This window comes from Clostridium sp. (assembly GCF_047777555.1).
In the GTDB taxonomy this organism is placed as follows: Bacteria; Bacillota; Clostridia; order Clostridiales; family Clostridiaceae; genus Clostridium_H.
In genome coordinates this window covers 343,205-365,997 of the sequence record NZ_JBKEEV010000002.1, presented here as the reverse complement: position 1 = coordinate 365,997, position 22,793 = coordinate 343,205, and the positions used below count along the sequence as shown (strand labels likewise).

20 protein-coding genes and 6 tRNA genes are annotated in these 22,793 nt (G+C 32.4%); all 26 read left to right on the top strand.

The annotated features are described in order from the left end of the window. Positions 1 to 128 precede the first annotated feature (128 nt). The 26 genes from purR to spoIIE all read left to right on the top strand — a co-directional run bounded on the left by purR (position 129) and on the right by spoIIE (position 22,714). Positions 129 to 947 (top strand): pur operon repressor, encoded by an 819-nt coding sequence (purR, locus tag ACFWTK_RS04995; protein WP_415874994.1) that lies wholly within the window; start codon positions 129 to 131, stop codon positions 945 to 947. 88 nt (positions 948 to 1,035) lie between these two features. After that, positions 1,036 to 1,332 carry a septation regulator SpoVG gene (gene spoVG, locus ACFWTK_RS04990; protein ID WP_415874993.1) on the top strand — a complete coding sequence of 99 codons (297 nt, stop codon included), beginning with the start codon at positions 1,036 to 1,038 and terminating at the stop codon, positions 1,330 to 1,332. Positions 1,333 to 1,522: 190 nt separating this feature from the next. Next, positions 1,523 to 2,896, top strand: coding sequence for a bifunctional UDP-N-acetylglucosamine diphosphorylase/glucosamine-1-phosphate N-acetyltransferase GlmU (gene glmU / locus ACFWTK_RS04985; RefSeq protein ID WP_415874992.1), 1,374 nt, complete (start codon positions 1,523 to 1,525; stop codon positions 2,894 to 2,896). 12 nt (positions 2,897 to 2,908) lie between these two features. Beyond that, a complete protein-coding gene (locus ACFWTK_RS04980; RefSeq protein WP_415874991.1) occupies positions 2,909 to 3,865 on the top strand; it encodes a ribose-phosphate diphosphokinase in 957 nt (318 codons plus the stop codon). A gap of 255 nt (positions 3,866 to 4,120) precedes the next feature. Next, entirely contained in the window at positions 4,121 to 4,807 is a 687-nt protein-coding gene (locus tag ACFWTK_RS04975) for a response regulator (RefSeq protein ID WP_415874990.1), read from the top strand. Next, positions 4,808 to 6,226, top strand: a complete 1,419-nt coding sequence (locus ACFWTK_RS04965; protein WP_438825480.1) for an ATP-binding protein — start codon at positions 4,808 to 4,810, stop codon at positions 6,224 to 6,226. It abuts the gene before it with no gap. Between the two features lie 30 nt (positions 6,227 to 6,256). After that, a complete protein-coding gene (locus tag ACFWTK_RS04960) occupies positions 6,257 to 7,420 on the top strand; it encodes a S1C family serine protease (protein ID WP_415874989.1) in 1,164 nt (387 codons plus the stop codon). Positions 7,421 to 7,558: 138 nt separating this feature from the next. Beyond that, the gene (pth, locus tag ACFWTK_RS04955; RefSeq protein ID WP_415874988.1) at positions 7,559 to 8,134 is read left to right on the top strand and encodes an aminoacyl-tRNA hydrolase; all 576 of its coding nucleotides are present in this window, start codon (positions 7,559 to 7,561) and stop codon (positions 8,132 to 8,134) included. Between the two features lie 15 nt (positions 8,135 to 8,149). Then, on the top strand, positions 8,150 to 11,662 hold the full coding sequence (gene mfd, locus ACFWTK_RS04950; protein WP_415874987.1) for a transcription-repair coupling factor: 3,513 nt from the start codon (positions 8,150 to 8,152) through the stop codon (positions 11,660 to 11,662). Positions 11,663 to 11,718: 56 nt separating this feature from the next. Beyond that, positions 11,719 to 12,738: a peptidylprolyl isomerase gene (locus tag ACFWTK_RS04945; protein ID WP_415874986.1), complete on the top strand. Its 1,020-nt coding sequence runs from the start codon at positions 11,719 to 11,721 to the stop codon at positions 12,736 to 12,738. A 158-nt stretch (positions 12,739 to 12,896) separates the two neighbouring features. Beyond that, positions 12,897 to 13,448 carry a stage V sporulation protein T gene (gene spoVT, locus ACFWTK_RS04940; RefSeq protein ID WP_415874985.1) on the top strand — a complete coding sequence of 184 codons (552 nt, stop codon included), beginning with the start codon at positions 12,897 to 12,899 and terminating at the stop codon, positions 13,446 to 13,448. Positions 13,449 to 13,619: 171 nt separating this feature from the next. Beyond that, positions 13,620 to 15,170, top strand: a complete 1,551-nt coding sequence (locus tag ACFWTK_RS04935; RefSeq protein ID WP_415874984.1) for a putative polysaccharide biosynthesis protein — start codon at positions 13,620 to 13,622, stop codon at positions 15,168 to 15,170. Between the two features lie 13 nt (positions 15,171 to 15,183). Continuing rightward, on the top strand, positions 15,184 to 16,629 hold the full coding sequence (mazG, locus tag ACFWTK_RS04930) for a nucleoside triphosphate pyrophosphohydrolase (RefSeq protein ID WP_415874983.1): 1,446 nt from the start codon (positions 15,184 to 15,186) through the stop codon (positions 16,627 to 16,629). Between the two features lie 109 nt (positions 16,630 to 16,738). Continuing rightward, entirely contained in the window at positions 16,739 to 17,014 is a 276-nt protein-coding gene (locus ACFWTK_RS04925; RefSeq protein ID WP_415874982.1) for an HU family DNA-binding protein, read from the top strand. 88 nt (positions 17,015 to 17,102) lie between these two features. Beyond that, entirely contained in the window at positions 17,103 to 17,372 is a 270-nt protein-coding gene (locus ACFWTK_RS04920) for an RNA-binding S4 domain-containing protein (protein WP_415874981.1), read from the top strand. A gap of 100 nt (positions 17,373 to 17,472) precedes the next feature. Continuing rightward, positions 17,473 to 17,763, top strand: a complete 291-nt coding sequence (gene yabP, locus ACFWTK_RS04915) for a sporulation protein YabP (RefSeq protein WP_415874980.1) — start codon at positions 17,473 to 17,475, stop codon at positions 17,761 to 17,763. 6 nt (positions 17,764 to 17,769) lie between these two features. After that, positions 17,770 to 18,165, top strand: a complete 396-nt coding sequence (gene yabQ / locus ACFWTK_RS04910) for a spore cortex biosynthesis protein YabQ (RefSeq protein WP_415874979.1) — start codon at positions 17,770 to 17,772, stop codon at positions 18,163 to 18,165. Positions 18,166 to 18,241: 76 nt separating this feature from the next. After that, positions 18,242 to 18,514, top strand: a complete 273-nt coding sequence (locus ACFWTK_RS04905; RefSeq protein WP_415874978.1) for an FtsB family cell division protein — start codon at positions 18,242 to 18,244, stop codon at positions 18,512 to 18,514. 57 nt (positions 18,515 to 18,571) lie between these two features. Beyond that, on the top strand, positions 18,572 to 18,976 hold the full coding sequence (locus tag ACFWTK_RS04900) for a S1 domain-containing RNA-binding protein (protein WP_415874977.1): 405 nt from the start codon (positions 18,572 to 18,574) through the stop codon (positions 18,974 to 18,976). Between the two features lie 255 nt (positions 18,977 to 19,231). Beyond that, positions 19,232 to 19,320: transfer RNA gene (locus ACFWTK_RS04895), tRNA-Leu, on the top strand. Between the two features lie 4 nt (positions 19,321 to 19,324). After that, positions 19,325 to 19,400 (top strand) — tRNA-Met (locus tag ACFWTK_RS04890). An 8-nt stretch (positions 19,401 to 19,408) separates the two neighbouring features. Then, positions 19,409 to 19,485 (top strand) — tRNA-Met (locus ACFWTK_RS04885). A 210-nt stretch (positions 19,486 to 19,695) separates the two neighbouring features. Beyond that, positions 19,696 to 19,784 (top strand) — tRNA-Leu (locus ACFWTK_RS04880). Positions 19,785 to 19,788: 4 nt separating this feature from the next. Further along, positions 19,789 to 19,864, top strand: a tRNA-Met gene (locus ACFWTK_RS04875). Between the two features lie 18 nt (positions 19,865 to 19,882). Next, positions 19,883 to 19,959: transfer RNA gene (locus ACFWTK_RS04870), tRNA-Met, on the top strand. Between the two features lie 358 nt (positions 19,960 to 20,317). Continuing rightward, positions 20,318 to 22,714 (top strand): stage II sporulation protein E, encoded by a 2,397-nt coding sequence (gene spoIIE, locus ACFWTK_RS04865; protein ID WP_415874976.1) that lies wholly within the window; start codon positions 20,318 to 20,320, stop codon positions 22,712 to 22,714. The last annotated feature ends 79 nt before the right edge of the window (positions 22,715 to 22,793 follow it).

Genomic DNA, 22,793 nt, shown 5'->3' with positions numbered 1-22,793 from the left:
TGTGTAAAATATAAAATAATATTTTAATATAGTGCTATTTCCTATTGATAACATCATGAGATTAGAATAAAATATGAATAATAACATGTTTTTATAAAGATATAATTCGTATAAAGTAGGAGAGAAATATGAATAAATTTAGTAGAAATCAAAGAATTACAGCTATTACAAAGACATTAATAGAAAATCCCAACAAGATTATAAATCTAAATACATTTACTAATATGTTTAATGCTGCAAAATCCACTATAAGTGAAGATATTGTAATAGTCAGGGAGACCCTAGATAAACTATCTATGGGAAGTGTTGAAACTATTTCCGGAGCAGCAGGCGGCATAAAATATAAATATGGAATTTCAGATGAAAAAATAGAGGAATTTGCAAAGAACTTATGTATAATTTTACAGGATAAACAAAGAATAGTACCAGGAGAATTCCTGTATATAAGCGATATAATGTTTAATCCTGGAATAATATCAACTGCTGCAGTTATTTTAGCATCTAAATTTAAAGATTTAGAAGTGGATTATGTAGTAACAGTAGAAACAAAAGGTATACCTTTGGCTTATGAAGTTGCAAAAAAGCTAGGAGTTAAGCTTGTTATAGTTAGAAGAGATAATAAAGTTACAGAAGGGCCAACAGTTTCTATAAACTATGTTTCAGGGTCAACTAAAAGAATACAAACAATGTCTCTCTCTAAAAGATCTATACATAAAGAAAGTAAGTGTATTTTTATAGACGATTTTATGAAGGCAGGTGGAACAGCTTTAGGGATAATAAACTTGTTAAAGGAGTTTGAAAGTAAGCTTATAGGAATCGGGGTTCTCATAGATGATATAAACACTGATAAAAAATTAGTAGATAATTATGTTTCTATAATAAAGTTTGGAGGAATTGATGAAAACGATAATCCTATAGTTTATCCAGAAAAAATTCATAAAAAGTAAAATTTTCTAAAAATTTATCGTCTAATAGAAGGAAAAATATAAATCATGGAGAATACTATATACAAAGCATCTTTGGAGGTGGAGTTCAATGCAAATTACAGATGTAAGAATTAGAAAAATTTCTGCTGAAGGAAAAATGAAGGCTATTGTGTCAGTAACTTTTGATAATGAATTTGTAGTTCATGATATAAAAGTTATTGAAGGACAAAATGGGCTTTTCATAGCTATGCCTAGTAGAAAAACTCCTACAGGAGAATTTAAGGATATAGCGCATCCAATTAACACCGATACAAGACAAAGAATACAGCAAGCAATTTTGGATGAATATGAAAAAGTAAAAAACAACAACGAACAAGGTGAAGAAATAGTAATGGAAGTGGAATAAAAAGGAGTAAATGCTCCTTTTTATTGTTTTTTGGAGAGAGTGGTAAGAATGATTATATTATCACATAATATAAGATATTATATGGTTGAAAAATATTAATATATAAAATATAATGTAATAGGCATAAACATTAAAATGTAGCATATATAAGTTAATGCGTTGCTATATACCATGTGAAGAGGTGTTAAAATTGTATAAAAGTGCTATAATACTTGCTGCTGGAAAAGGTAAAAGGATGAAATCTAAATTACCAAAGGTTTTACATAAGGTTTGCGGTAAGGAAATGGTAAATCAAGTAATAGATACTTTAAAAAAATGCGACATAAATGATATAAACTTAGTAATAGGAAATGGAGCTGAACAAGTAAGGAAGGCTACAGAAGATAGAAATATTACTTATTCTATACAGGAAGAGCAGCTTGGGACAGGGCATGCTCTTATGTGTGCTAAGGACTTTTTAAAGGACAAGGATGGAGTTGTAGCCGTATTCACAGGAGATGCTCCTTTGATTACAGAGGAAACAGTAAAAAGTTTTTTTGAGTTCCATGAAGAAGGAAAATATAAAGCTACTATACTAACAGCCCTAGTTGATGATGCATATGGCTATGGAAGAATAATAAGAAATGAAAAAGGCGAAGTTTTAAAGATAGTAGAGCATAAGGATTGCACTGAAGAAGAACTAAAAGTTAATGAAATAAATTCTGGAATGTACTGCTTTGATATCAAAGAGCTTATGGAAAGTTTAGATAAACTAGATAATAACAATTCCCAAGGAGAATATTATCTAACTGATGTTATAGAAATGTTAAGAAACAAAAACTTAAAGGTAGGAGCTTTAAGCGTAGATGCTGACGAAATTAAAGGTGTAAACTCAAGAGTTCAGCTTGCAGAAGCAGAAGAAATACTAAGGAATAGAGTAAATAAGATACATATGGAAAACGGGGTTACAATAATCGATCCTAAGTCAACATATATAGGTTTAGATGTAGAAATAGGAATAGATACTATTATATATCCTGGAAATGTACTTGAAGGAAAGACTGTCATAAAGGAAGGATGTATTCTTTATCCTAATTCAAGAATAAAAGATAGTATTATTGAGGAAGAAGTTAATATTCAAAGTTCTGTAATACTTGAAAGTCATATTGGAAGAGGTACAACCGTTGGACCTTTTGCATATATACGTCCAGAGAGCAGTATTGGACAAAATGTTAGAATTGGTGATTTTGTTGAAATAAAGAAGTCTACTATTGGGGATAATACTAAGGTATCTCATTTAACATACATAGGAGATGCAGAGGTAGGCAGTGGATGTAATTTTGGGTGTGGAACTGTTGTAGTAAATTATGATGGAAAGGTTAAAAACAAAACAATAATAGGGAATAATTCCTTTATTGGATGCAATACTAATTTAGTAGCGCCTGTTGAAGTGGAAAGTGATACATACATAGGAGCAGGGTCTACTATAACCAAGAAGGTGCCAAATGGAGCTCTTGCAATAGCAAGGACAAAGCAAGTTAATATAGATGGCTGGGTAGATAAAAAAGGATTAAGAAAAAAATAAGGAGGTCTACATATGATAACCCATGGTAAAAATATTAAAATATTTACAGGTAATGCACACCCAAGTTTAGCTACTGAAATTGCTGATATATTAGGTGTTTATGTTGGTGATTCAAATGTTGCAAAATTTAGTGATGGAGAAATATCTGTAAATACAAATGAAACAGTAAGAGGAACAGATGTGTTCGTTATTCAACCTACACATGCTCCAGTAAATGACAATTTGATGGAGCTTTTAATTATGATAGATGCTTTCAAAAGAGCATCAGCTGGAAGGATAACAGCAGTTATACCTTATTATGGATATGCAAGACAAGACAGAAAAGCAAAGGCTAGAGATCCAATCACTGCTAAGTTAGTAGCAGACTTAATAACAACAGCAGGAGCAGACAGAGTTCTTACTATGGATCTTCATGCAGCACAAATTCAAGGATATTTTAATATCCCTGTTGATAACTTACTTGGAGCACCAATACTTGCTAAATACTTTATAGATGCAGGTTTCAAGGATAGAGAGGATGTAGTTGTTGTATCTCCTGACCTTGGAAGTGTTACAAGAGCTAGAAACTTTGCAGACAGATTAAACTGCCCAATAGCTATAATTGATAAGAGAAGACCAAAAGCAAATGTTTCAGAAGTAATGAATGTAATCGGAGACATTAAAGATAAGACTGTTATCTTAATCGATGATATGATTGATACTGCTGGAACTATAACAAATGGTGCAAATGCCCTAGTTGAAAGAGGAGCAAAAGAAGTTTATGCATGCTGCTCACATGGAGTATTATCAGGACCTGCTTTTGAAAGAATAGAAAATAGCGCAATTAAAAAGTTAGTTACTTTAAATACTATAAATATTCCAAAGGAAAAATTAAGCGATAAATTTGAAGTTTTATCTGTAGCTCCAATATTTGCTGAAGCTATAAAGAGAATATATGAAGATGTATCTATAAGCAAATTATTCACTTAAATTATAGTATAGGTTAAAAAATTATATACGAGTATAATGACTTTTGTTATAGGCATATGAGGAATTTCCTTATATGCCTTTTTTAAAATTTCAATTTTATCATAAAATTGTATTTAAATTGTAACTTTTATTTAAATTTATAATTTTAATCATTTAAAATATATGTAAATATGATAGAGTATAATTAATGTAAATTTAGAGGAAATTAAAATAAAACAAAAGATACTCACTTTAATTAAGAACGGGGGTAAATTTATGGAAGGTCTTTTAGGAAAGATACTTATAGTAGATGACGATGAAAATATATGTGAAGTAATAAGAATGTACTTAGAAAGTTCAGGATATGGCACTGAGGTTTGTTATGATGGAAAGGAAGTACAAGAAGTGTTCCTTGAGTATAGACCAGATTTAGTTCTCCTTGATATTATGCTTCCTCATGTTGATGGAATAGATGTATTAAAGTCCATAAGAAGGGATTATGAAACTCCTGTGATTATGCTTACTGCAAAAGGAGAAATCTTTGACAAGGTATTAGCATTAGAATTAGGAGCAGACGATTATATAGTAAAGCCTTTTGAGCCAAAAGAATTAATAGCAAGGATTAAGGCTGTTTTAAGAAGGTATAATGTAGAAGGAGAAAGCAAGGAGATTTTAAATTTTCCTAGCTTAACTATTGATATAAATTCATACAAAGTTGTATATGAAGGCAGAGAAATAAAAATGCCACCTAAGGAATTTGAGCTTCTTTATTATCTTGCAAGCAATAAAAACAAGGTTTTTACAAGAGAACAATTACTTTGTGAGGTATGGGGATACGATTATCCAGGAGATTCAAGAACTGTGGATGTTCATATTAAAAGATTAAGAGAAAAGCTTCAGGGAGGACCAAATTGGGAAATAGAAACTGTTTGGGGTGTTGGATATAAGTTTGAGGTGAAGTAGATGCGAAAAAAAGGATTATTTTCAAAGATGGTAGCTACTTATATCCTTATAATATCTATGAGTTTCATAATAATAGCTGCCTTTTTATCCTTTTGGTTTGAAGGATACTTTTTTGAGCAAAGAAAAAGTCAGCTTTTAACTGAAGCACAAATAGTATCTAATGCTGCTGTACAATATTTGCATGGAAATACTTCTTTGGATAAGACTAATGATATTTTGGAGTATGTGTCAAACTATGCGAACATAGATATAATTCTATTCGATAGATATGGATATGCTTATGCTGTATCTAATAAAGAATATAAAGAATTAATAGGACAGCAGCTTTTAAGCGAAGATTTAGGAGATTTAAGGGAAGGAAAACTTATTGAGAGAAATAACATATTAACAAATGTTTTTAAAGAGCCAGTTCATACTTATGAAGTTCCTGTGTTTTATAGAGGACTCTTTCAGGGAGCAGTAGTGATGAATACATCCATAAATGAAATAAGAGATCCTATAAAAAGGGTTTATGAAATTATATGGATTTCAGCCATTATTGCGATAATAAGTTCCAGCTTTATTATATACATTTTCTCTCAGAAGATATTGATTAAGCCTTTAGCAAAAATAAATGATGCGGCGGACAAGATAGCTAAAGGTGAAGTAAGCAGAAGAGTAAACATAGAATCAAATGATGAAATAGGAGAACTTGCCAGATCTTTCAATTCTATGGCAGATAGTTTAGAAGAAGTAGAAAAAAACAGAAGGGACTTTATATCTAATGTATCTCACGAATTAAGATCCCCTATTACTTCTATAAAAGGATTTATAGGTGGGGTATTAGATGGAATAATACCTAAGGAAAAGGAAAAATATTATTTGTCTATTGCCTATAATGAAATTCAAAGGCTTACTAGACTTATAAATGATTTGTTGGATTTATCAGCAATAGAGGCAGGAAAGTTCAGTTTAAATATTAAGCCCCAGGATATAAATGAAATTATAAGACTTTCTATTACAAAGTTTGAAACGGCTATAAAGTCTAAGAAAATAAATGTAGATGTATGGATAGAAGATAAGGAAGTTTACGTATTAGTGGACAAAGATAAGATAATACAAGTTATGACTAATCTTATTGATAATGCTATAAAGTACGTAGAACCAGGCGGCAACATAGAAATAGGGGCTAGAATTAAGGGACAAAAGGTATTTGTATGGGTGTTTGATGATGGACCCAATATCTCAAAAGAAGATGAAAAGCATATTTGGGATAGGTTCTATAAGGGAGATAAATCAAGGACTTCTAAAGTGAGTACAGGACTTGGATTATCTATAGTGAGAAGAATAATTAATCAACACAATGAAGATATATGGCTTGAAAATAAAGACAATAAAGGGGTTAAATTTATATTTACATTGAAGAAGGCCCATAGATAAAAAGTCCAATAATTTTTAGAGGTGATATGTTTGCAAGGTAATAATCATGAAGTTAAGGAAGTCAATTGGGAGAGCATAAGCGATGAAAGATATGGCGCAATAAAGTTTAGAAAACGGAAAGATAGTAATATTAAAGGCTTTTTTAAAGGTATTGTATTCATATTAATTGCTGCAATATCAGGAGCAGTATCTTCAAGTTATGTGGTAGAAAAAAAATATTCTCAAAGAGCTGCAGCTGAGGAGAAAAATATAGATGAAGAACTTCAACAAACCCCTTACAGCAGCATAGCTAAAGTAGCTGACACTGTTGGCCCTACCGTTGTTGGAATAATTAAAACTTCTCCAAGTGCCATGGAAAATGGGAATAAGAGCAGCGGTTCAGGTATAATATTTCGTTCTAATGGATATATAGTAACCAATTATCATGTTATTGATGGAGCAGAAGAGATTAACGTAAAGTTTGCTAGCGGACAAAATTATTTAAAAGCAAAATTTATAGGTTCAGATCCTGATTCTGGTCTAGCAATAATAAAAGTAGAGGCACAGAATCTGCCCGTAGCTAAGTTTGGAGACTCTTCTAAAATGAGGGTTGGAGATGCTGCAATCGCCATAGGGAACCCTTTAGGAGAGGAGTTTGCTGGCACTGTAACGGCGGGCATAATAAGTGCTCTTAATAGAAGAATTCAATATGGAGAATCAACATATAGAGTACTTCAAACAGATGCTGTTATGAATGATGGCAACAGTGGAGGAGCTTTATGCAATTCAAAAGGAGAAATTATAGGAATAAACAGTTTAAAGTTAAAGGATGATGCTCAATTTAAGAATGAAGATGGAATAGGATTTGCCATAGCTTCAAATGAAGCTAAGGATATAATAGATGAGATTATGAAGTATGGAAAGGCTGCAAGACCTGATTTGGGTATATATGGAAGAGATGCAGTTTCAAATAATGATGATGGAGTAAAGGGGGTATATGTAACCTCAGTTACAAAAGGAAGCGGAGCAGAACGGGCAGGAATTAAGCCTACAGATATTATAGTTGAGATAGAGAAGAAAAAGATAACAAAGTTTGAGGATATGGCTGGAATTTTAGGAAAATACAAAATAGGGGACACTGTAAAGTGTAAAATATGGAGAAATGGTAATAATATAGATATGACTATAGAACTTGCAGATATGGAGAATAAATAAGCTGATAAAATATCTTAAACCCGTGAGATATAATCTCATGGGTTTAAGGCGTTTGTAAAATAACTATTTATAAAAACCTTTTTTTGATGTATCATATTTTAAGTATGATTAAGATGAAGCGAGATGGAGGTATTTTATATGTTTTTAATAGTCGGACTAGGTAATCCAGGAAAAGAGTACGAACATACGAGGCATAATGTAGGATTTGATATTATAGATTTAATATCCGAAAGGTATAATATTGAAATAAATAGGAAAAAATTTAAAGGTGTGTATGGTGATGGTAAGATAAATGGAGAAAGAGTTTTTCTACTAAAGCCAGAAACTTATATGAATTTAAGCGGGGAAAGTGTAAGGGAGATATCTGATTTTTATAAAATCCCTAATGAAAACATTATAATTATTTATGATGATATAAGCCTAGAAGTTGGCAGACTTAGAATTAGAGAAAAGGGCAGTGCAGGAGGGCATAATGGAATCAAGAGTATTATTGCAAATTTAGGCGGCGATGTTTTCCCAAGAATAAAGGTAGGAGTAGGACAGCCTAAGAGAGAAGACTTGGTTTCTTTTGTGCTAGGCAGGTTTTCAGATGATGACAGAAAAGTTTTAGAAAAGGTCTTTGAAGTAGCATCAGCTGCAGTAGAAGTTATAATAAAAGAAGGGACAATGGAGGCTATGAACAAATATAACGGTTTTAAAGCAGAGCAGGATTAGGAGAGGTGTATACATATGAGATTAAAAGGGCTTATGGAGCCTTTATTTCAAAGTGAACAATTTAAAGATGTAGTAATGGCCCTGCAGAATAGAAGATTTCCTGTAGAGATAGTGGGGCTTTCTGACTCAGGCAGAGGACTTTTTATAAACGGAATATATGAAAATCAAGATAAATCAATTCTCATATTTACTCATAGTGATGTTGAGGCTAAAAACTTATACGAAGATTTATCCTTTTATTTGCCTAATGTATATTACTTTCCTAACAGAGAGGTAGTGTTCTATAATATATATGCAATTTCAGGAGATTTAAGATGGGAAAGGCTGAAAGTAATAAGGGAGATGCTTAGAGAAGATAAAAAAATTATAGTTGCATCTATTGAGACCTTGGCCACAACCTATATTTCTCCTGAGCTCTATAGAAAATATACCATAAATATTTCTGTAGGAGATACTGCTGACATGGAAAGTTTAAGCGAAAAGCTGATACAAAGTGGATACGAAAGAGTCAGTATAGTAGAAGGAAAAGGAGAATTTTCAATAAGAGGGGGAATACTTGATGTTTATCCTCCTATATCCTCTATTCCATATAGAATAGAGTTTTTTGGAGATGAAGTGGACTCTATAAGAAGCTTTAACATAGAATCTCAAAGGAGCATAGAGAAGTTTAATAATATAGAAATATTTCCTGCTAAAGAGATGATTCTAACAAAGGAAAACATTGATAAGGGATATGAGGAAATAAGAAAAGATTTAGAACTTGCCAAAAAGACCTTAGGAAAGGATAAAGAAGCAAGAGAAAGAATAGAGTCAAGTATTTCTGCTAATCTAGAGCTTTTAAAAGAAAATTGGAGCTTTGAGAATATAGACAGCTTCCTGCCCTATTTTTATGATAAAACATTTACTTTAACAGATTATATGAAGGATTCCTTGATATTTATAAATGATACTCAAAGATGTGTAGGTAAATTAGACAGCTTATACTTTGAGTTTGAGGAAGACTATAAGGAGTTTTTACAAAGGGGAAATGTGCTGTTAGGTCAGTCTAAGTTATTAGTGAGCAAAGATGAAATTATGGAGGAATTAAATGAATCTAAACTCATAACCTTGGATATGCTCCACAAGGAAAATAAGTATTTTGTGCCGCTGCATAAAGAAGCATTTTCTCAGGTAAGCCTTAGTGGATATGGTGGAAAGATAGATTTGCTTATAGAGGATATAAAGGACAAAAAGCTTAAAGGGTATAAAACAGTTATCCTAAGCGGAACAAGACCAAGAGGAGAAAGGCTTGCAGAAACCCTGAGGGATAGAGATATTGAGAGTACCTATAAAGATGTTATAGAGAATATTGAATATGGAGAAGTGGTAATAACCTTTGGAAATCAAGAAAAGGGATTTGAATATCCAGATTTAAAGCTGTGCGTAATATCTGATAAAGAAATCTTTGGTGCTTCAAAGAGAAAGGCTGCTAGAGTAAATAAAAAAGGCGTAGGAAAGATAAAAAGCTTTACAGAACTAAAACCAGGAGACTATGTAGTTCATACAAACCATGGAATAGGTATCTATAAAGGAATAAAACAATTAGAGGTTCAAGGGCATAAAAAGGATTACTTAGAGCTTAGCTACAATGGAGAAGACAAATTATATGTGCCTGTAGACCAGTTAGATTTAGTACAAAAGTATATAGGAAGTGAAGGAAAACCTCCTAAGATAAATAAGCTTGGAGGAAGTGAGTGGACTAAAGCTAAGAGCAAGGTTAAAAAGGCAATAAATGAAATAGCAGAAGATTTAGTAAAGTTATATGCCATAAGGTCTACATTAAAAGGACATAAATTTTCTAAAGATACTGTATGGCAAAAACAATTTGAAGATGAGTTCCCATATGAAGAAACTCCAGACCAGCTTACAGCTATAGAAGACATCAAAAGAGATATGGAATCTGAAAAGGCAATGGATAGGCTGTTATGTGGGGATGTAGGATATGGAAAAACAGAAGTAGCAATGAGAGCGGCCTTTAAGGCTGTAATGGATGGCAAGCAGGTAGCTATTCTTGTTCCTACAACTATTTTAGCAGAGCAACACTATAACAACTTAGTTCAAAGATTTTCGGATTTTCCAGTAAAAATAGATATGGTAAGCAGGTTTAGAACTTCAGCTCAAGTAAAACAAACATTAAAGGAGCTTAAAGCTGGCAATGTGGACATTCTTGTGGGTACTCATAGAATACTTCAAAAGGATGTTCAGTTTAAGGATTTAGGTCTCCTTATTGTAGATGAGGAACAAAGATTTGGAGTTAGCCATAAAGAAAAGATTAAAGATATGAAGAAAAATGTAGATGTGTTAACTTTAACAGCAACACCTATACCAAGAACACTTCATATGTCTCTTACAGGTATAAGAGAGATAAGTGTTATAGAAACTCCTCCAGAGCAAAGATATCCTGTACAAACCTATGTGGTAGAATTTAATGAGCAGCTCATAGCAGATGCTATTGAAAGAGAAATAGATAGGGGAGGTCAGGTATATTTTGTATATAATAGAGTAGGATCTATAAAAGAGATGGCTTCATATTTAGGAAGGTTAGTGCCAGATGCAAGGATAGGCGTAGCCCATGGACAGATGCCAGAGAAAGAACTTGAGAAGGTTATGGTTGATTTCATGAAGAATAAGTATGATATACTTTTGTGTACAACTATAATTGAAACAGGTTTGGATATTCAAAATGCAAACACTATGATAATATATGATGCGGACAAGTTTGGATTGTCGCAGCTTTATCAGCTCCGTGGAAGAGTTGGAAGAAGCAACAGAATTGCATATGCATATTTAACCTATAGAAAAGATAAAGTGCTTGCAGAGGTGGCAGAAAAAAGATTAAAAGCAATAAAAGACTTCACTGAACTTGGATCAGGTTTTAAAATCGCTATGAAGGATTTAGAGATAAGAGGGGCTGGAAATATTATAGGTTCATCCCAACATGGACACATGGCATCTGTAGGATATGATTTATACTGTAGAATGCTTGAAGACACCATAAAGCTTATAAAAGGTGAGATAGACAGAGAGCCTTTTGAAACTACTGTAGATCTTAAAGTGGATGCATATATACCAAATAACTATATAGACGATGAGATGCAGAAAATAGAGGTATATAAAAAGATTGCCAGCATAGATTCTAAGGAAGCCATGCTAGATATTCAAGAAGAGCTTGAAGATAGATTTTCTAATATACCTGATTCCGTAGATAATCTTATGAACATTGCTTATATCAAGGCTCTTGCCAATAAGCTTGGAATAGAGGAGATTAAGGAAAGACCTACTGAGGTTGTTATAAAGTTTGCTAATAGAGATTTAATGAGTCAGGATTTAGTAAGATGTATAATGAATAAGTACAATAGGAAAATTATATTTAAGATGGGTGAAGAGCCTGCAATAGGATATCAGCTAAGAGATATAAAGAAGGAAGAACTAATACCTGCTCTAAGAGAATTATTAGAATATCTTCAAGGAGCAGTTGAAACAAAGTAATTTTATGGTACAATAAATTTATTACGAAAAAATATGATAAGAGTGGGGGAATAAAGTTGAAGAACATAAAGAAAGTTATTGCAGCTGCAGCAGTATCAATTTTCGCAGTATCAGCTGTAGGATGCAATATGATAGAAAAGACACCAGAAGCCATAGCTAAGACAACAGTAGCTAAGGTTGGAAACAAGAAAATAACAAGAGGAGAATTAGATTCTCATCCATATCTAGCAAGCACTCTAGAGCAGTATAAACAGCAGTATGGTGAAAATTATGCTCAAAATGAAGAAGTTAAAGAAAATTTAAAGCAGGCAAAACTTCAAGTTCTTAATGAAATGACTGCAATTGAAGCTATTATTCAAGAGGCAGAAAAGCTAAAATTAGTTCCAAGTGAAGAGGAATTAAAGAAAGAAGTAGATAAATCTATAGCAGATCTTAAAGAAGCTCAAAACCTTAAGGATGATGCCTCTTATAAGGAATTCTTAAAATCTCAAGGAGTTACAGAAGAGGGGCTTAGAGAAATATTAAGACAAAATGTTATAATTAAGAAACTTCAAGATGAGGTTGGTAAAAATGTAAAAGTTACTGATAAGGAAATGCAAGAAGAATATAACAAGCATAAAGATAAATATCCAAAGGATTCTGCAAACTCTACAAAACTTACTTTATCTCATATTTTAGTTGCAGATGAAGCACAAGCTAAATCAATTAAGGAACAGCTTGATAAAGGTGCAGATTTTGCAGAGCTTGCTAAAAAATATAGTACAGATGGAACTAAAGACAAAGGTGGAGACTTAGGTACAGTTCCAGTAGTAGATTCTGGATTTGATGAAGACTTTATGAATGCAGCTATGCAGCTTAAAGAAGGTGAAGTATCTGGAGTAGTTAAAACTCAATTTGGATATCATATAATAAAGGTTACTAAGAGAGAAGATAAGCCTGTTAAGACTTTTGAAGAAGCTAAATCAGAAATCAAGACTGAATTGGAAAAAGAAAAGAAAGATAAGGTTTGGTCTGATAAATTAAATGAAATACAAAAAAATGCAGATATAAAAACTTATGAAGATAAATTAGTCTAATGTTAAGAAGATGATGTATTAATAATCTCATATTAATACATCATCTTTTTTTAGTATTAAAATTAAACCTATACATTTGTGTATAAAATTTCATATTTGGACAGATAATATTATTGTGAAAATCATTATTAATAAATAAACAAGGAGGTAAAAACTAGATGAAAGCAACTGGTATCGTTAGGCGTATAGACGATTTAGGAAGAGTAGTAATACCTAAAGAGATAAGAAGAACCCTAAGGATTAGAGAAGGAGATCCATTAGAAATCTTTACAGATAGAGACGGCGGAGTAATATTAAAGAAATATTCACCTATCGAAGAGTTGAGCAACTTTGCCAAGGAATATGCAGAAGCATTACAGGCAACAACAGGTAATATCATACTTATATGTGATAAAGACAATATAATATCTGTAAGTGGAACATCTAAAAAAGAATATATGGATAAAAAGATAAGCGCAGAACTTGAAAAGGTAATGGAAGATAGAAAAAGCCTTCTTCTAGGAGAAGGAAGCAATAAGACAATACCTCTAATGGATGATGAGGATGCAGACGGGAAATATGCTGCTCAAGCAATTTCACCTATAATTGCAGAAGGAGATGCAATTGGTGTTGTAATAATAGCATCTAAAGAAGATGGTGCTAAGTTTGGAGAAGTAGAATTAAAATTAACTGAAACAGCAGCTTCATTCCTAGGAAAACAGATGGAATAAGGCCTCTTGGCTTTAGGGTGATGTATTCTCTAAAGCCTAGAAATCCTTATACATAGTTAAGAATATAAAAAAACAATGGCAGCATTATTGCCATTGTTTTTTTGCAGTAATAATATCTTTAAAAATTAAATATAAATACTTGTACTAGTAAGTATTTTTGGGGGTATTGATTTGAAAAAACAATCATTAGTAAAAGGAACTTTTATTTTGGGTTTTGCAGGTATATTTGCCAGAGCTATAGGAATGCTGTTTAGAATTCCTCTTACTATACTTGTAGGCGATGAAGGCTTAGGATATTATCAAATGGCATATCCACTTTATATGCTCTTTATTGCAATTGCATCAGGAGTACCACTTGCTATGTCAAAAATGATATCTGAAAAAAGCGCTAAAGGGAATGAAATAGGAATATTTCAGGTATTAAAGGAAGCGTTGATATTGATGGGAATACTAGGACTGGGTACAAGTATAATTATGATTGTATTCTCCAGTAAGCTTTTAATGATTTTCAGATGGGATCCTAAGGCTTACTATTCTCTTGTAGCTTTAGGAACAGCACCTTTCTTTATAGGAATTATGAGTGTATTTAGAGGCTTTTTTCAGGGACTTCAGACTATGACTCCTACAGCCATATCTCAAATTTTAGAACAGATTGGAAGAGTTGGAGTTGGAATTGGGCTAGCTATATTGCTTCTTCCAAAGGGTATAGAATATGCAGCAGGCGGAGCTACCTTAGGAGCAGCAGCTGGAGGAATATTGGGAGGAAGTTATTTAATAAGTAAGTACATAAGGGCAAAAAAAAGATTTCCTAGAATAAAAGTTAGATCTAATCCAAAGGTTATGGAAGAGTTATTAGTAACTGCAATACCAATATCTTTAGGGGCAGCAGTAGGTACTGTGATGAATGTAATAGATTCCTTTTTAGTGCCTCAAAAACTTTTAGAAGCAGGCTTTACATCAAGAGAAGCAGCAGTACTATATGGACAGCTTACAGGAAAAGCTGCAGTTTTAGTAAATGTGCCTCTTACTTTATCAGCAGCTTTGTGCGCTTCTGTTGTTCCAATAATATCAGAGGCCTTTGTACTAAACAACAGAGCTAAATTAAATCATAATGTAACATCAGCAATTAAAATATCTACAGTCATAGCCTTACCTTCTCTGGCAGGATTATATTTTTTAGCTTCTCCAGTTTTGCATCTGATTTTTAGGGGACAGGCAGAAGGAGAGCTTATTTTAAAATATTCATCTCTATCAATTCCACTTATAATATTAGCCCAAACTACTACAGTGATACTTCAGGCAACTACTTCTAAAAGATTACCTGTAATCAATTTGCTCATAGGCTGCATAGTGAAGATGATATTAACAAGTATGTTAGTTTCTATTCCTAGCATAAATGTTTATGGAGCTATTATAGGTACATTTTCAGCCTATGCAACAGCGGTTATATTAAATATAAGGCTTTTAAAGAAAAAACTAGGAGTATATATAGACTTATATAAGGTACTGATAAAACCAGCCTATGCGTCTATTGCTATGATATTTTGTGTTGTCTTTGTTTATGTTAAGGCATATAATTATACAATGAGCAATTCAATCTCTTGTTTAATAGCAATATTTATAGGTATAATAATCTATGGAATGTTAATAATGGCATTTAAGGTTATTGATTATGAGGAAATGAGAAATAAGAGAATTAATAAGGCAATAAAGAAAGGATAAAGTGAGAGAAACTATGATAAAGGTTGTAGGATTAGGTCCTGGCAGCAAGGATGCTGTTACCATGGGAACCTTTGAAATACTGAAGAATAGCGCTAATGTTTATTTCAGAACAGAAATTCATCCTAATGTAGAATATTTAAAAAGCTTAGGAGTTAAATTTGAGAGCTATGACTATAAGTACGAGAGTTTTGAAAGCTTTGATGAGGTATATGAGGACATAGCAAAGGATTTAATAGAAAAACACAAGAAACTTGGAGATATAGTATATGCTGTGCCAGGACATCCCTTAGTGGCAGAAAGATCTGTAAGCAATCTAATTGAACTTTGCAAAAAAGAAAATATTGAAATGGAGATACTTCCAGCTATAAGCTTTATAGATGCTTTAATGGAAAGCTTAAAGATAGATCCTATAAGTGGAATAAAGGTAATAGATGCTTTTGATATGGAAAATCAAGTTTTAGACAAGAGACTTGGAACTATAATAACTCAAGTATATAATAAATTCATAGCTTCAGAGGTAAAATTGAAATTACTTGAATATTATAGCGATGATATGGAAATATATTTTGTAAGGGCAGCTGGAGTTAAAGAGCTTGAGAGCATTAGAAAGATACATATATATGAGCTCGATAGGCAGGATGATATTGACCATCTTACATCTATATATATTCCTAAAAACTTGGAGTGTACTAAGGACTTTCATGATCTACTTAATGTGATGGAGACTTTAAGGGGAGAAGATGGATGTCCATGGGATAGAGAGCAAGATCATAAGTCTTTAAAGAGATATTTGATTGAAGAATGTTATGAAGTTTTAGAAGCTATAGATGAAGAGGACGAAGATAAATTAATTGAGGAATTAGGAGACGTTTTACTTCAGGTAGTGTTCCATGCCCAAATAGGAAAAGAAGACGGATTTTTTAATATGAATGATGTAATAAAGGGAATATGTAATAAGCTTATATATAGGCATCCTCATGTTTTTGGAGAGGTTGAGGTAAGCAATTCAAAAGAAGTTTTAGCAAACTGGGATGATTTAAAAAAGAAAGAACAGGGACTTGAGACTTACACAGATGAGCTTAAGCATGTACCTAAAAATCTTCCTGCTCTTTTGAGAGCTGAAAAAGTTCAAAGGAAGGCTGGTAAGGTAGGATTCGATTGGAAGGACGCAAAACCAGCTCTTGATAAAATTATTGAGGAATTAAAAGAGGTTGAAGAGGTATATAAATCCCAAAACAAGGAAAAAATAATAGAAGAAGTAGGAGATTTAATATTTAGTTGCGTAAATGTAGCAAGACTTCTTGACATTGACCCTGAAGATGCATTAAATTATACTATAGATAAGTTCATAAGCCGATTTGAGTACATAGAGCAAAAAGCAAAAGAAATTGGAAGTAAACTTACAGATATGTCTTTAGAAGACATGGATAAATTCTGGGAAATGTCAAAGAAAATATGAGGTTGCTTTAATTAAAAGTTCATATAAAAAAGTAAAAAAGGATTTTTAATTTAAATGAAGAATTAAAATTCTAATACTATTTATTAGTTAATTTAAGGAGGTAACAAAAGTGAATAAATCAGAATTAATTACCAGTATGGCAGAAAAAGGACAATTGACAAAAAAGGATGCAGAAGCTGCATTAAAGGCTTTTATAGAAAGTGTTGAAGAAACATTAAGCAAAGGTGAAAAGGTTCAATTAGTTGGATTCGGAACTTTTGAAACTCGTGAAAGAGCAGAAAGAAAGGGAAGAAATCCAAGAACTAAAGAAGAAATAACTATACCAGCATCAACAGTTCCAGTATTCAAAGCTGGTAAAGAATTTAAGGATATGGTTAATAAATAAGAAATAGAATAAAAAAACTAAAATAAAAACCTAGGTGCAAATCTGGGTTTTTTGTTTTATTGACCTTTTATTCTAAATGGAGGTAATTATGAGATTAGATAAATATCTTAAAGTTTCAAGAATAATAAAAAGAAGAACTGTAGCTAAGGAAGCCTGCGAAAGTGGAAGGGTGTTTATAAACGGAAAGGTTGCAAAGCCAAGCACAGATGTAAATGAAAATGACATAATAGAAGTTAAATTTGCTAAAGGTACCTTAAAGGCAAAGGTAGTAAATATAACACATCATGCTTTAAAGTCTGATGCTAAACTTATGTATGAGATAATATATGATGATTCGGAGGAAGCACAGGCAGAATAGTATATAATCCAAATAGAATTTTATTATAAGCCTCTCCCTTGCCGATTGCATATTTACTGCGATGCGGGCATATACATATTTATAAAAGGGAGGGGTGTTTATGGAAGTAAAAAGAGAAAATATAGAAAACCAAAAGAGCAGCCTAGTGCTTGAAAATAGAAATAGATTAACGCTTACTGGAGTAGTGGAAGTTATAAATTTTGACGATAAGACCATAACTCTTGACACAAGCCTTGGAACTTTAACTATAAGAGGACAAGAACTTAAAATGCAAAAATTGGATGTGCAAAATGGAGATGTAGCAATAATAGGACGTGTAAATTCCTGCGTATACACAACCACAGAAAGCAAAAAAGATAATGAAAGCATTATAGCAAGGTTGTTTAGGTAGATTATTATGTTAATACCAATACACACTCAAATTAATATGATATTATACAGCATATTGGCAGGAATACTTACAGGACTGTTATTTGATATATATAGGCTTATTAGAGGGTTTGAAAATCCAAATAGGATATTAACCTTTATAGAGGATATATTATTTTGGATTTTTGCAGCGCTGTTAGTCTTTATTTTTTTGCTTTACACTGGATATATGTATGTTGGAGTACATTTATATATATATATAGCTCTTGGCTTATACATATATGTGAAGTTGATGAGTAAATATTTCTTAAAAATACAGTATAGATTTATGATGTTTTTGGCAAGAATCTTAAGAGTAATGATAAATTTCCTTTTATATCCATTGCAGCTTATGCTTTGCAAGATTGCTAAGAAAAATAAATAAAAAACTCCTTGAATAAAATCTAAAACAAAACTAAAATATAAATATGAATAAAATACAATTTTAGAGGGAACTACATATGGAAAGGAAATCTAAAATTAAAAAAATAGGTACAGTTTTGCTTTTAGGGTATGTATGCTATATATTGGTAAATCAACAGATAACTATAAGAAATAAGAGAATTCAGCTACAAACTTACAAAGTTGAGTTAGATAAAACAATTAAAGAACATGAAAGATTAGTAGATGAGACCAAGATATCTAAGACTTACAGATATGTGGAGAGACTAGCCAGAGAAAAACTAGGATTTATTAAGCAAGGAGAGAATGCGGTAATACAGAAAAATGATTAAACCATAGCTTATTTATAATTTAATTATATAAACATATCAAGGAGGAGTTTTATTAACATGACCTTAAAGTTAGGGAGTATCCTAGAGGGTACAGTAGTCAACATAACAAAGTTTGGAGCATTCATAGAAGTGGAGGGGAAAACGGGGCTGGTTCATATATCTGAAGTATCGGACACATATGTCAAAGATATAAGAGAGCATCTTAAAGAACAGGATAAAGTTAAAGTTAAAGTTATAGCTGTTGACGATAATGGAAGATTGAGCTTATCTATAAAACAAGCTATGGTTAACAAAAAATCATCAAGACCTGCAGAAGTGGACTGGGAGAAAGAGAGAAATAAAGCAAGCAACACAAATTTTGAAGATGCTATATCCAAGTTCTTGAAAGACAGTGAAGAAAGATTTCAAGACATAAAAAAGCATCAAAATGTAAAGGGAAACAGATATTCTAGAAAAGGTTGATCATAAATAAAAAAGGACTAGGACTAATTATAGTCCTTTTTTTAATTCTTTTAGCTTGTTCAATGCTTTTTACAATACAAATCCCGTGAATGATGTTCAATTTAAAAAAATGATGCCCGTTTTTCTTATAATACGACAAAAAATATAAATAAATTTAAAAAAAGTAGTTGACACTTATATATGATTAATATATAATAATCTATGTCGCTAAGAGATAGCGAGATAACAAAAGAAAAATATATGATTATAACAAATGCTGGAGTGGCGAAATCGGCAGACGCACAGGACTTAAAATCCTGCGGAGCTAACCCTCCGTACCGGTTCAAGTCCGGTCTCCAGCACCAATATCGCGGGGTGGAGCAGTTGGTAGCTCGTCGGGCTCATAACCCGAAGGTCGTAGGTTCAAGTCCTATCCCCGCAACCAATAAACATGGCGGAATAGCTCAGCTGGCTAGAGCATTCGGTTCATACCCGAAGTGTCGTAGGTTCAAGTCCTATTTCCGCTACCAAACGAAATCCGTAGATTTTTCTACGGATTTTTTATATGATAAATTGATAAGTATGAAAATAGCAACTTTTAAAAAACAAACCTAAAAAAGAAATTTAAAAAATAAATTCAAAAAAGTAGTTGACACTTATACATGATTAATATATAATAATCTATGTCGCTAAGAGATAGCGGCAAAACAAAAGAAAAATAAAATATATGATTTTCACATGCTGGAGTGGCGAAATCGGCAGACGCACAGGACTTAAAATCCTGCGGAGCTAACCCTCCGTACCGGTTCAAGTCCGGTCTCCAGCACCAGTATCGCGGGGTGGAGCAGTTGGTAGCTCGTCGGGCTCATAACCCGAAGGTCGTAGGTTCAAGTCCTACCCCCGCAACCATTTGTTTTTTGGCAATATGGCGGAATAGCTCAGCTGGCTAGAGCATTCGGTTCATACCCGAAGTGTCGTAGGTTCAAGTCCTATTTCCGCTACCAAACAAAATCCGCATTTTCCTGCGGATTTTTTTATTTTTAACTCATGCACCTACATTCCCTAAATTTCAAACTCTTTACACCAAGCCCAGTCCTACACTCTCTAAACTCTTTTCTCCACTTCTCCACTGGCGCTTTAGTGCCTCCACTCTCCACTTTTCATCGTCTTCACTTTACAATTCCTCTCTTTGTTATCAAATATCAAAGAAATGTAGAATAAAAAAATTATTGGTAATATTTTACATAAGCGTTAGATTTCCTGTCTTACGAAAAAAATATATCTATCTTATTAATTGACAATTATTTCCATTGAGTTCTGATATAATTGATTTTATCAATTATGGAATTCGGGGGTGTTTTTATGCAATATGGACAAGAGGTGTTACCATATAAAAGAGTTAGTAAAGAAAGCAAAGAAAAAAAACATAAAAAGCAGATAGAATTCTTATTGGCGATCAAGAATCTTACTTATATTATGATGTCTATATTAGTGAGTAGAGTAGTACTGTTAAATAGTGATAATACTATTGCTCCTTTTGGAATAGCTTTTCTTGTGGTCATATTTATGTATAAAGATGAATTTATGATTCCAATGTCAGCTGGGTGCTTTTTAGGATATGTGTCTATATATAATAAAATCAGCAATTTGCCAGGATATTTAATAGCAGTAAGTAGTATAGCTGCTTTAAGCTATCTTCTTAATAGAAAGTCAAAAAAGACTACATTATCTATAATATTTAGTATTGTATTTATTGAACTATTGCTAACTGAATTTATTATAAGAAATCTAACTTTTAATGTGGCATTTTTGACAGCATTTCTTCAGATGATCTGTATAGTTCCAATATATTTTATTCTGGAGCGTTCAGTAATATGCATGTCAGGATTAAAAACAAAGCATTTATTTAGCAGCGAAGAAGTAATAAGCATGGCTATACTAATCTCTATTATGTTATCGGGAACATGGGGGATAAGTATAGCTGGAACTTCTATCAGAAATATTTTAGCTTTAACATTTATATTAATGCTGAGCTATATAAATGGAAGCACTGTTGGAGCAGCAAGTGGAATAGCTATTGGAACTATAATAGGAATATCCTCAAATAATATGCTTATATTTATAGGTGTATATGGTTTATGTGGACTTATGGCTGGGATTTTCAAAGAAAGTGGAAAGGTTTTAACAGCTTTTTCGTACATAATAACTTTTATAATATTAAAACTTTATACTAATATAGGTTTAGAATTTAAGTTAATAGAAATAATTATAGCTGTAGGTGTTTTTTTGGTTATACCAAACAAAGTATATGGAAGAATCAATTTAGAATTAGATTGGGAGAAAAAACAGCAATATCTAAATAAAGACTATGTAGATAAGATAAAAAATATGCTTTTAGAAAGGCTAAATGGCTTTTCTCATGTGCTATACAGCATATCTGGCACTTTGAACAGCCTTGCTAACAATGATAAGTTGGTTATGAAAAACAAGAGCAGTGCTCTTATTGAAAATCTTGCTGATAGAGTATGCGGCTCCTGTAATATGAACACAATGTGCTGGAAAAAGGAAGCGTACTATACTTATATAGCTTTTGGAGAATTGATTCAAAGCTATCAAGAGGGGAAAAGGAAGACAATGCCCCAGGAGATTGAGAGAAAATGCATTAAAAGAACTATATTACAGAAAAATACTCAGGAAATAGTAAATAATTATATAATCAATGAAATGTGGAGAAAAAGGTTAAGTGAAGGCAGAGAAATACTATCTACTCAGATCGGTAATATGGCAAATTCTCTAAAAGAGGTAATGGAAGAGTTCAATTCTGATATTAAGCTGAACAATGAAGCAGAAAAGAAGATAAGAAAAGTTTTTGAGAAGAAAAACATTAAGTATAATGATATATTTTGTTTTCAAGATAAAAATGATAGGTTAGTAGTCAGATTAACTTTAGATTCTTGTGGTGGAGCCCAGTTATGCGTAAAGAAAATGCTTCCTTTAATAAATGAGGTTGTAGAAAAGTCTATGTGCATAAGTGATGAGGGATGCAATATTGACCCTGTAACATCTATGTGTACTATTAGTTTTGAAGAAACTCCTAAATTTTATGTTGCTACATACGTTGCAAGACAATGTAAAGATGGAGAGAAGTATAATGGGGATAGCTACAGCTTTGGAAAAATGACTGATGGAAGTTATATGTGTATAATAAGCGACGGCATGGGTTCAGGGCCTGAAGCCAGCGAAGAAAGTAAGGCGGCAGTAGAATTGATTGAAAAGTTTGCCAAAGCCGGCATAAGCAAGACTACAGCTATAAATACGGTTAATTCCATAATGTCATTAAAATTCTCAGAAGATGAGAAGTTTTCTACTTTAGACTTGAGCAGTCTGGATTTATATACTGGGGATATTGAGTTCATGAAGGTGGGTGCAGTATCAAGCTTTATAAAATCAGGCAATAATATAGATGTTATAAGCTCTAAAACTCTGCCAATAGGGGTATTAGACAAGGTGGATATAGATATAATTAATAAAAAGGTTAAAAATGGAGATATTATAGTGATGATGAGTGATGGAGTATTAGATTATGATAATGACAGCGTAGGAAGAGTAGAATGGGTTGTTGACTATCTTAAGGAAAGCAGCATAAATAATCCTAAAGAACTAGTGGAAGGAATAATTTCAAGAGCAAAAGACTTAGGAGGTGGAAAGGCTAAAGACGATATGACCGCTATAGTATGTAAGGTGTATAGTCTTTACTAAGATTTTATTTGTTAAACATATAAGCTATGTTTCAAAATACTTTTGCAAACATAGCCTATATTTATGTTATAATAAATAA

Bases quoted from the DNA above. Each gene is read 5' to 3' on its own strand.
- yabP (WP_415874980.1), top strand. From the start codon at position 17,473: ATGGAAGTAAAAAGAGAAAATATAGAAAACCAAAAGAGCAGCCTAGTG.
- ACFWTK_RS04920 (WP_415874981.1), top strand. From the start codon at position 17,103: ATGAGATTAGATAAATATCTTAAAGTTTCAAGAATAATAAAAAGAAGA.
- pth (WP_415874988.1), top strand. From the start codon at position 7,559: ATGTTTTTAATAGTCGGACTAGGTAATCCAGGAAAAGAGTACGAACAT.
- ACFWTK_RS04980 (WP_415874991.1), top strand. From the start codon at position 2,909: ATGATAACCCATGGTAAAAATATTAAAATATTTACAGGTAATGCACAC.
- mazG (WP_415874983.1), top strand. From the start codon at position 15,184: ATGATAAAGGTTGTAGGATTAGGTCCTGGCAGCAAGGATGCTGTTACC.
- spoVT (WP_415874985.1), top strand. From the start codon at position 12,897: ATGAAAGCAACTGGTATCGTTAGGCGTATAGACGATTTAGGAAGAGTA.
- ACFWTK_RS04975 (WP_415874990.1), top strand. From the start codon at position 4,121: ATGGAAGGTCTTTTAGGAAAGATACTTATAGTAGATGACGATGAAAAT.
- ACFWTK_RS04905 (WP_415874978.1), top strand. From the start codon at position 18,242: ATGGAAAGGAAATCTAAAATTAAAAAAATAGGTACAGTTTTGCTTTTA.
- ACFWTK_RS04965 (WP_438825480.1), top strand. From the start codon at position 4,808: ATGCGAAAAAAAGGATTATTTTCAAAGATGGTAGCTACTTATATCCTT.
- ACFWTK_RS04900 (WP_415874977.1), top strand. From the start codon at position 18,572: ATGACCTTAAAGTTAGGGAGTATCCTAGAGGGTACAGTAGTCAACATA.
- spoVG (WP_415874993.1), top strand. From the start codon at position 1,036: ATGCAAATTACAGATGTAAGAATTAGAAAAATTTCTGCTGAAGGAAAA.
- mfd (WP_415874987.1), top strand. From the start codon at position 8,150: ATGAGATTAAAAGGGCTTATGGAGCCTTTATTTCAAAGTGAACAATTT.
- spoIIE (WP_415874976.1), top strand. From the start codon at position 20,318: ATGCAATATGGACAAGAGGTGTTACCATATAAAAGAGTTAGTAAAGAA.
- yabQ (WP_415874979.1), top strand. From the start codon at position 17,770: ATGTTAATACCAATACACACTCAAATTAATATGATATTATACAGCATA.
- purR (WP_415874994.1), top strand. From the start codon at position 129: ATGAATAAATTTAGTAGAAATCAAAGAATTACAGCTATTACAAAGACA.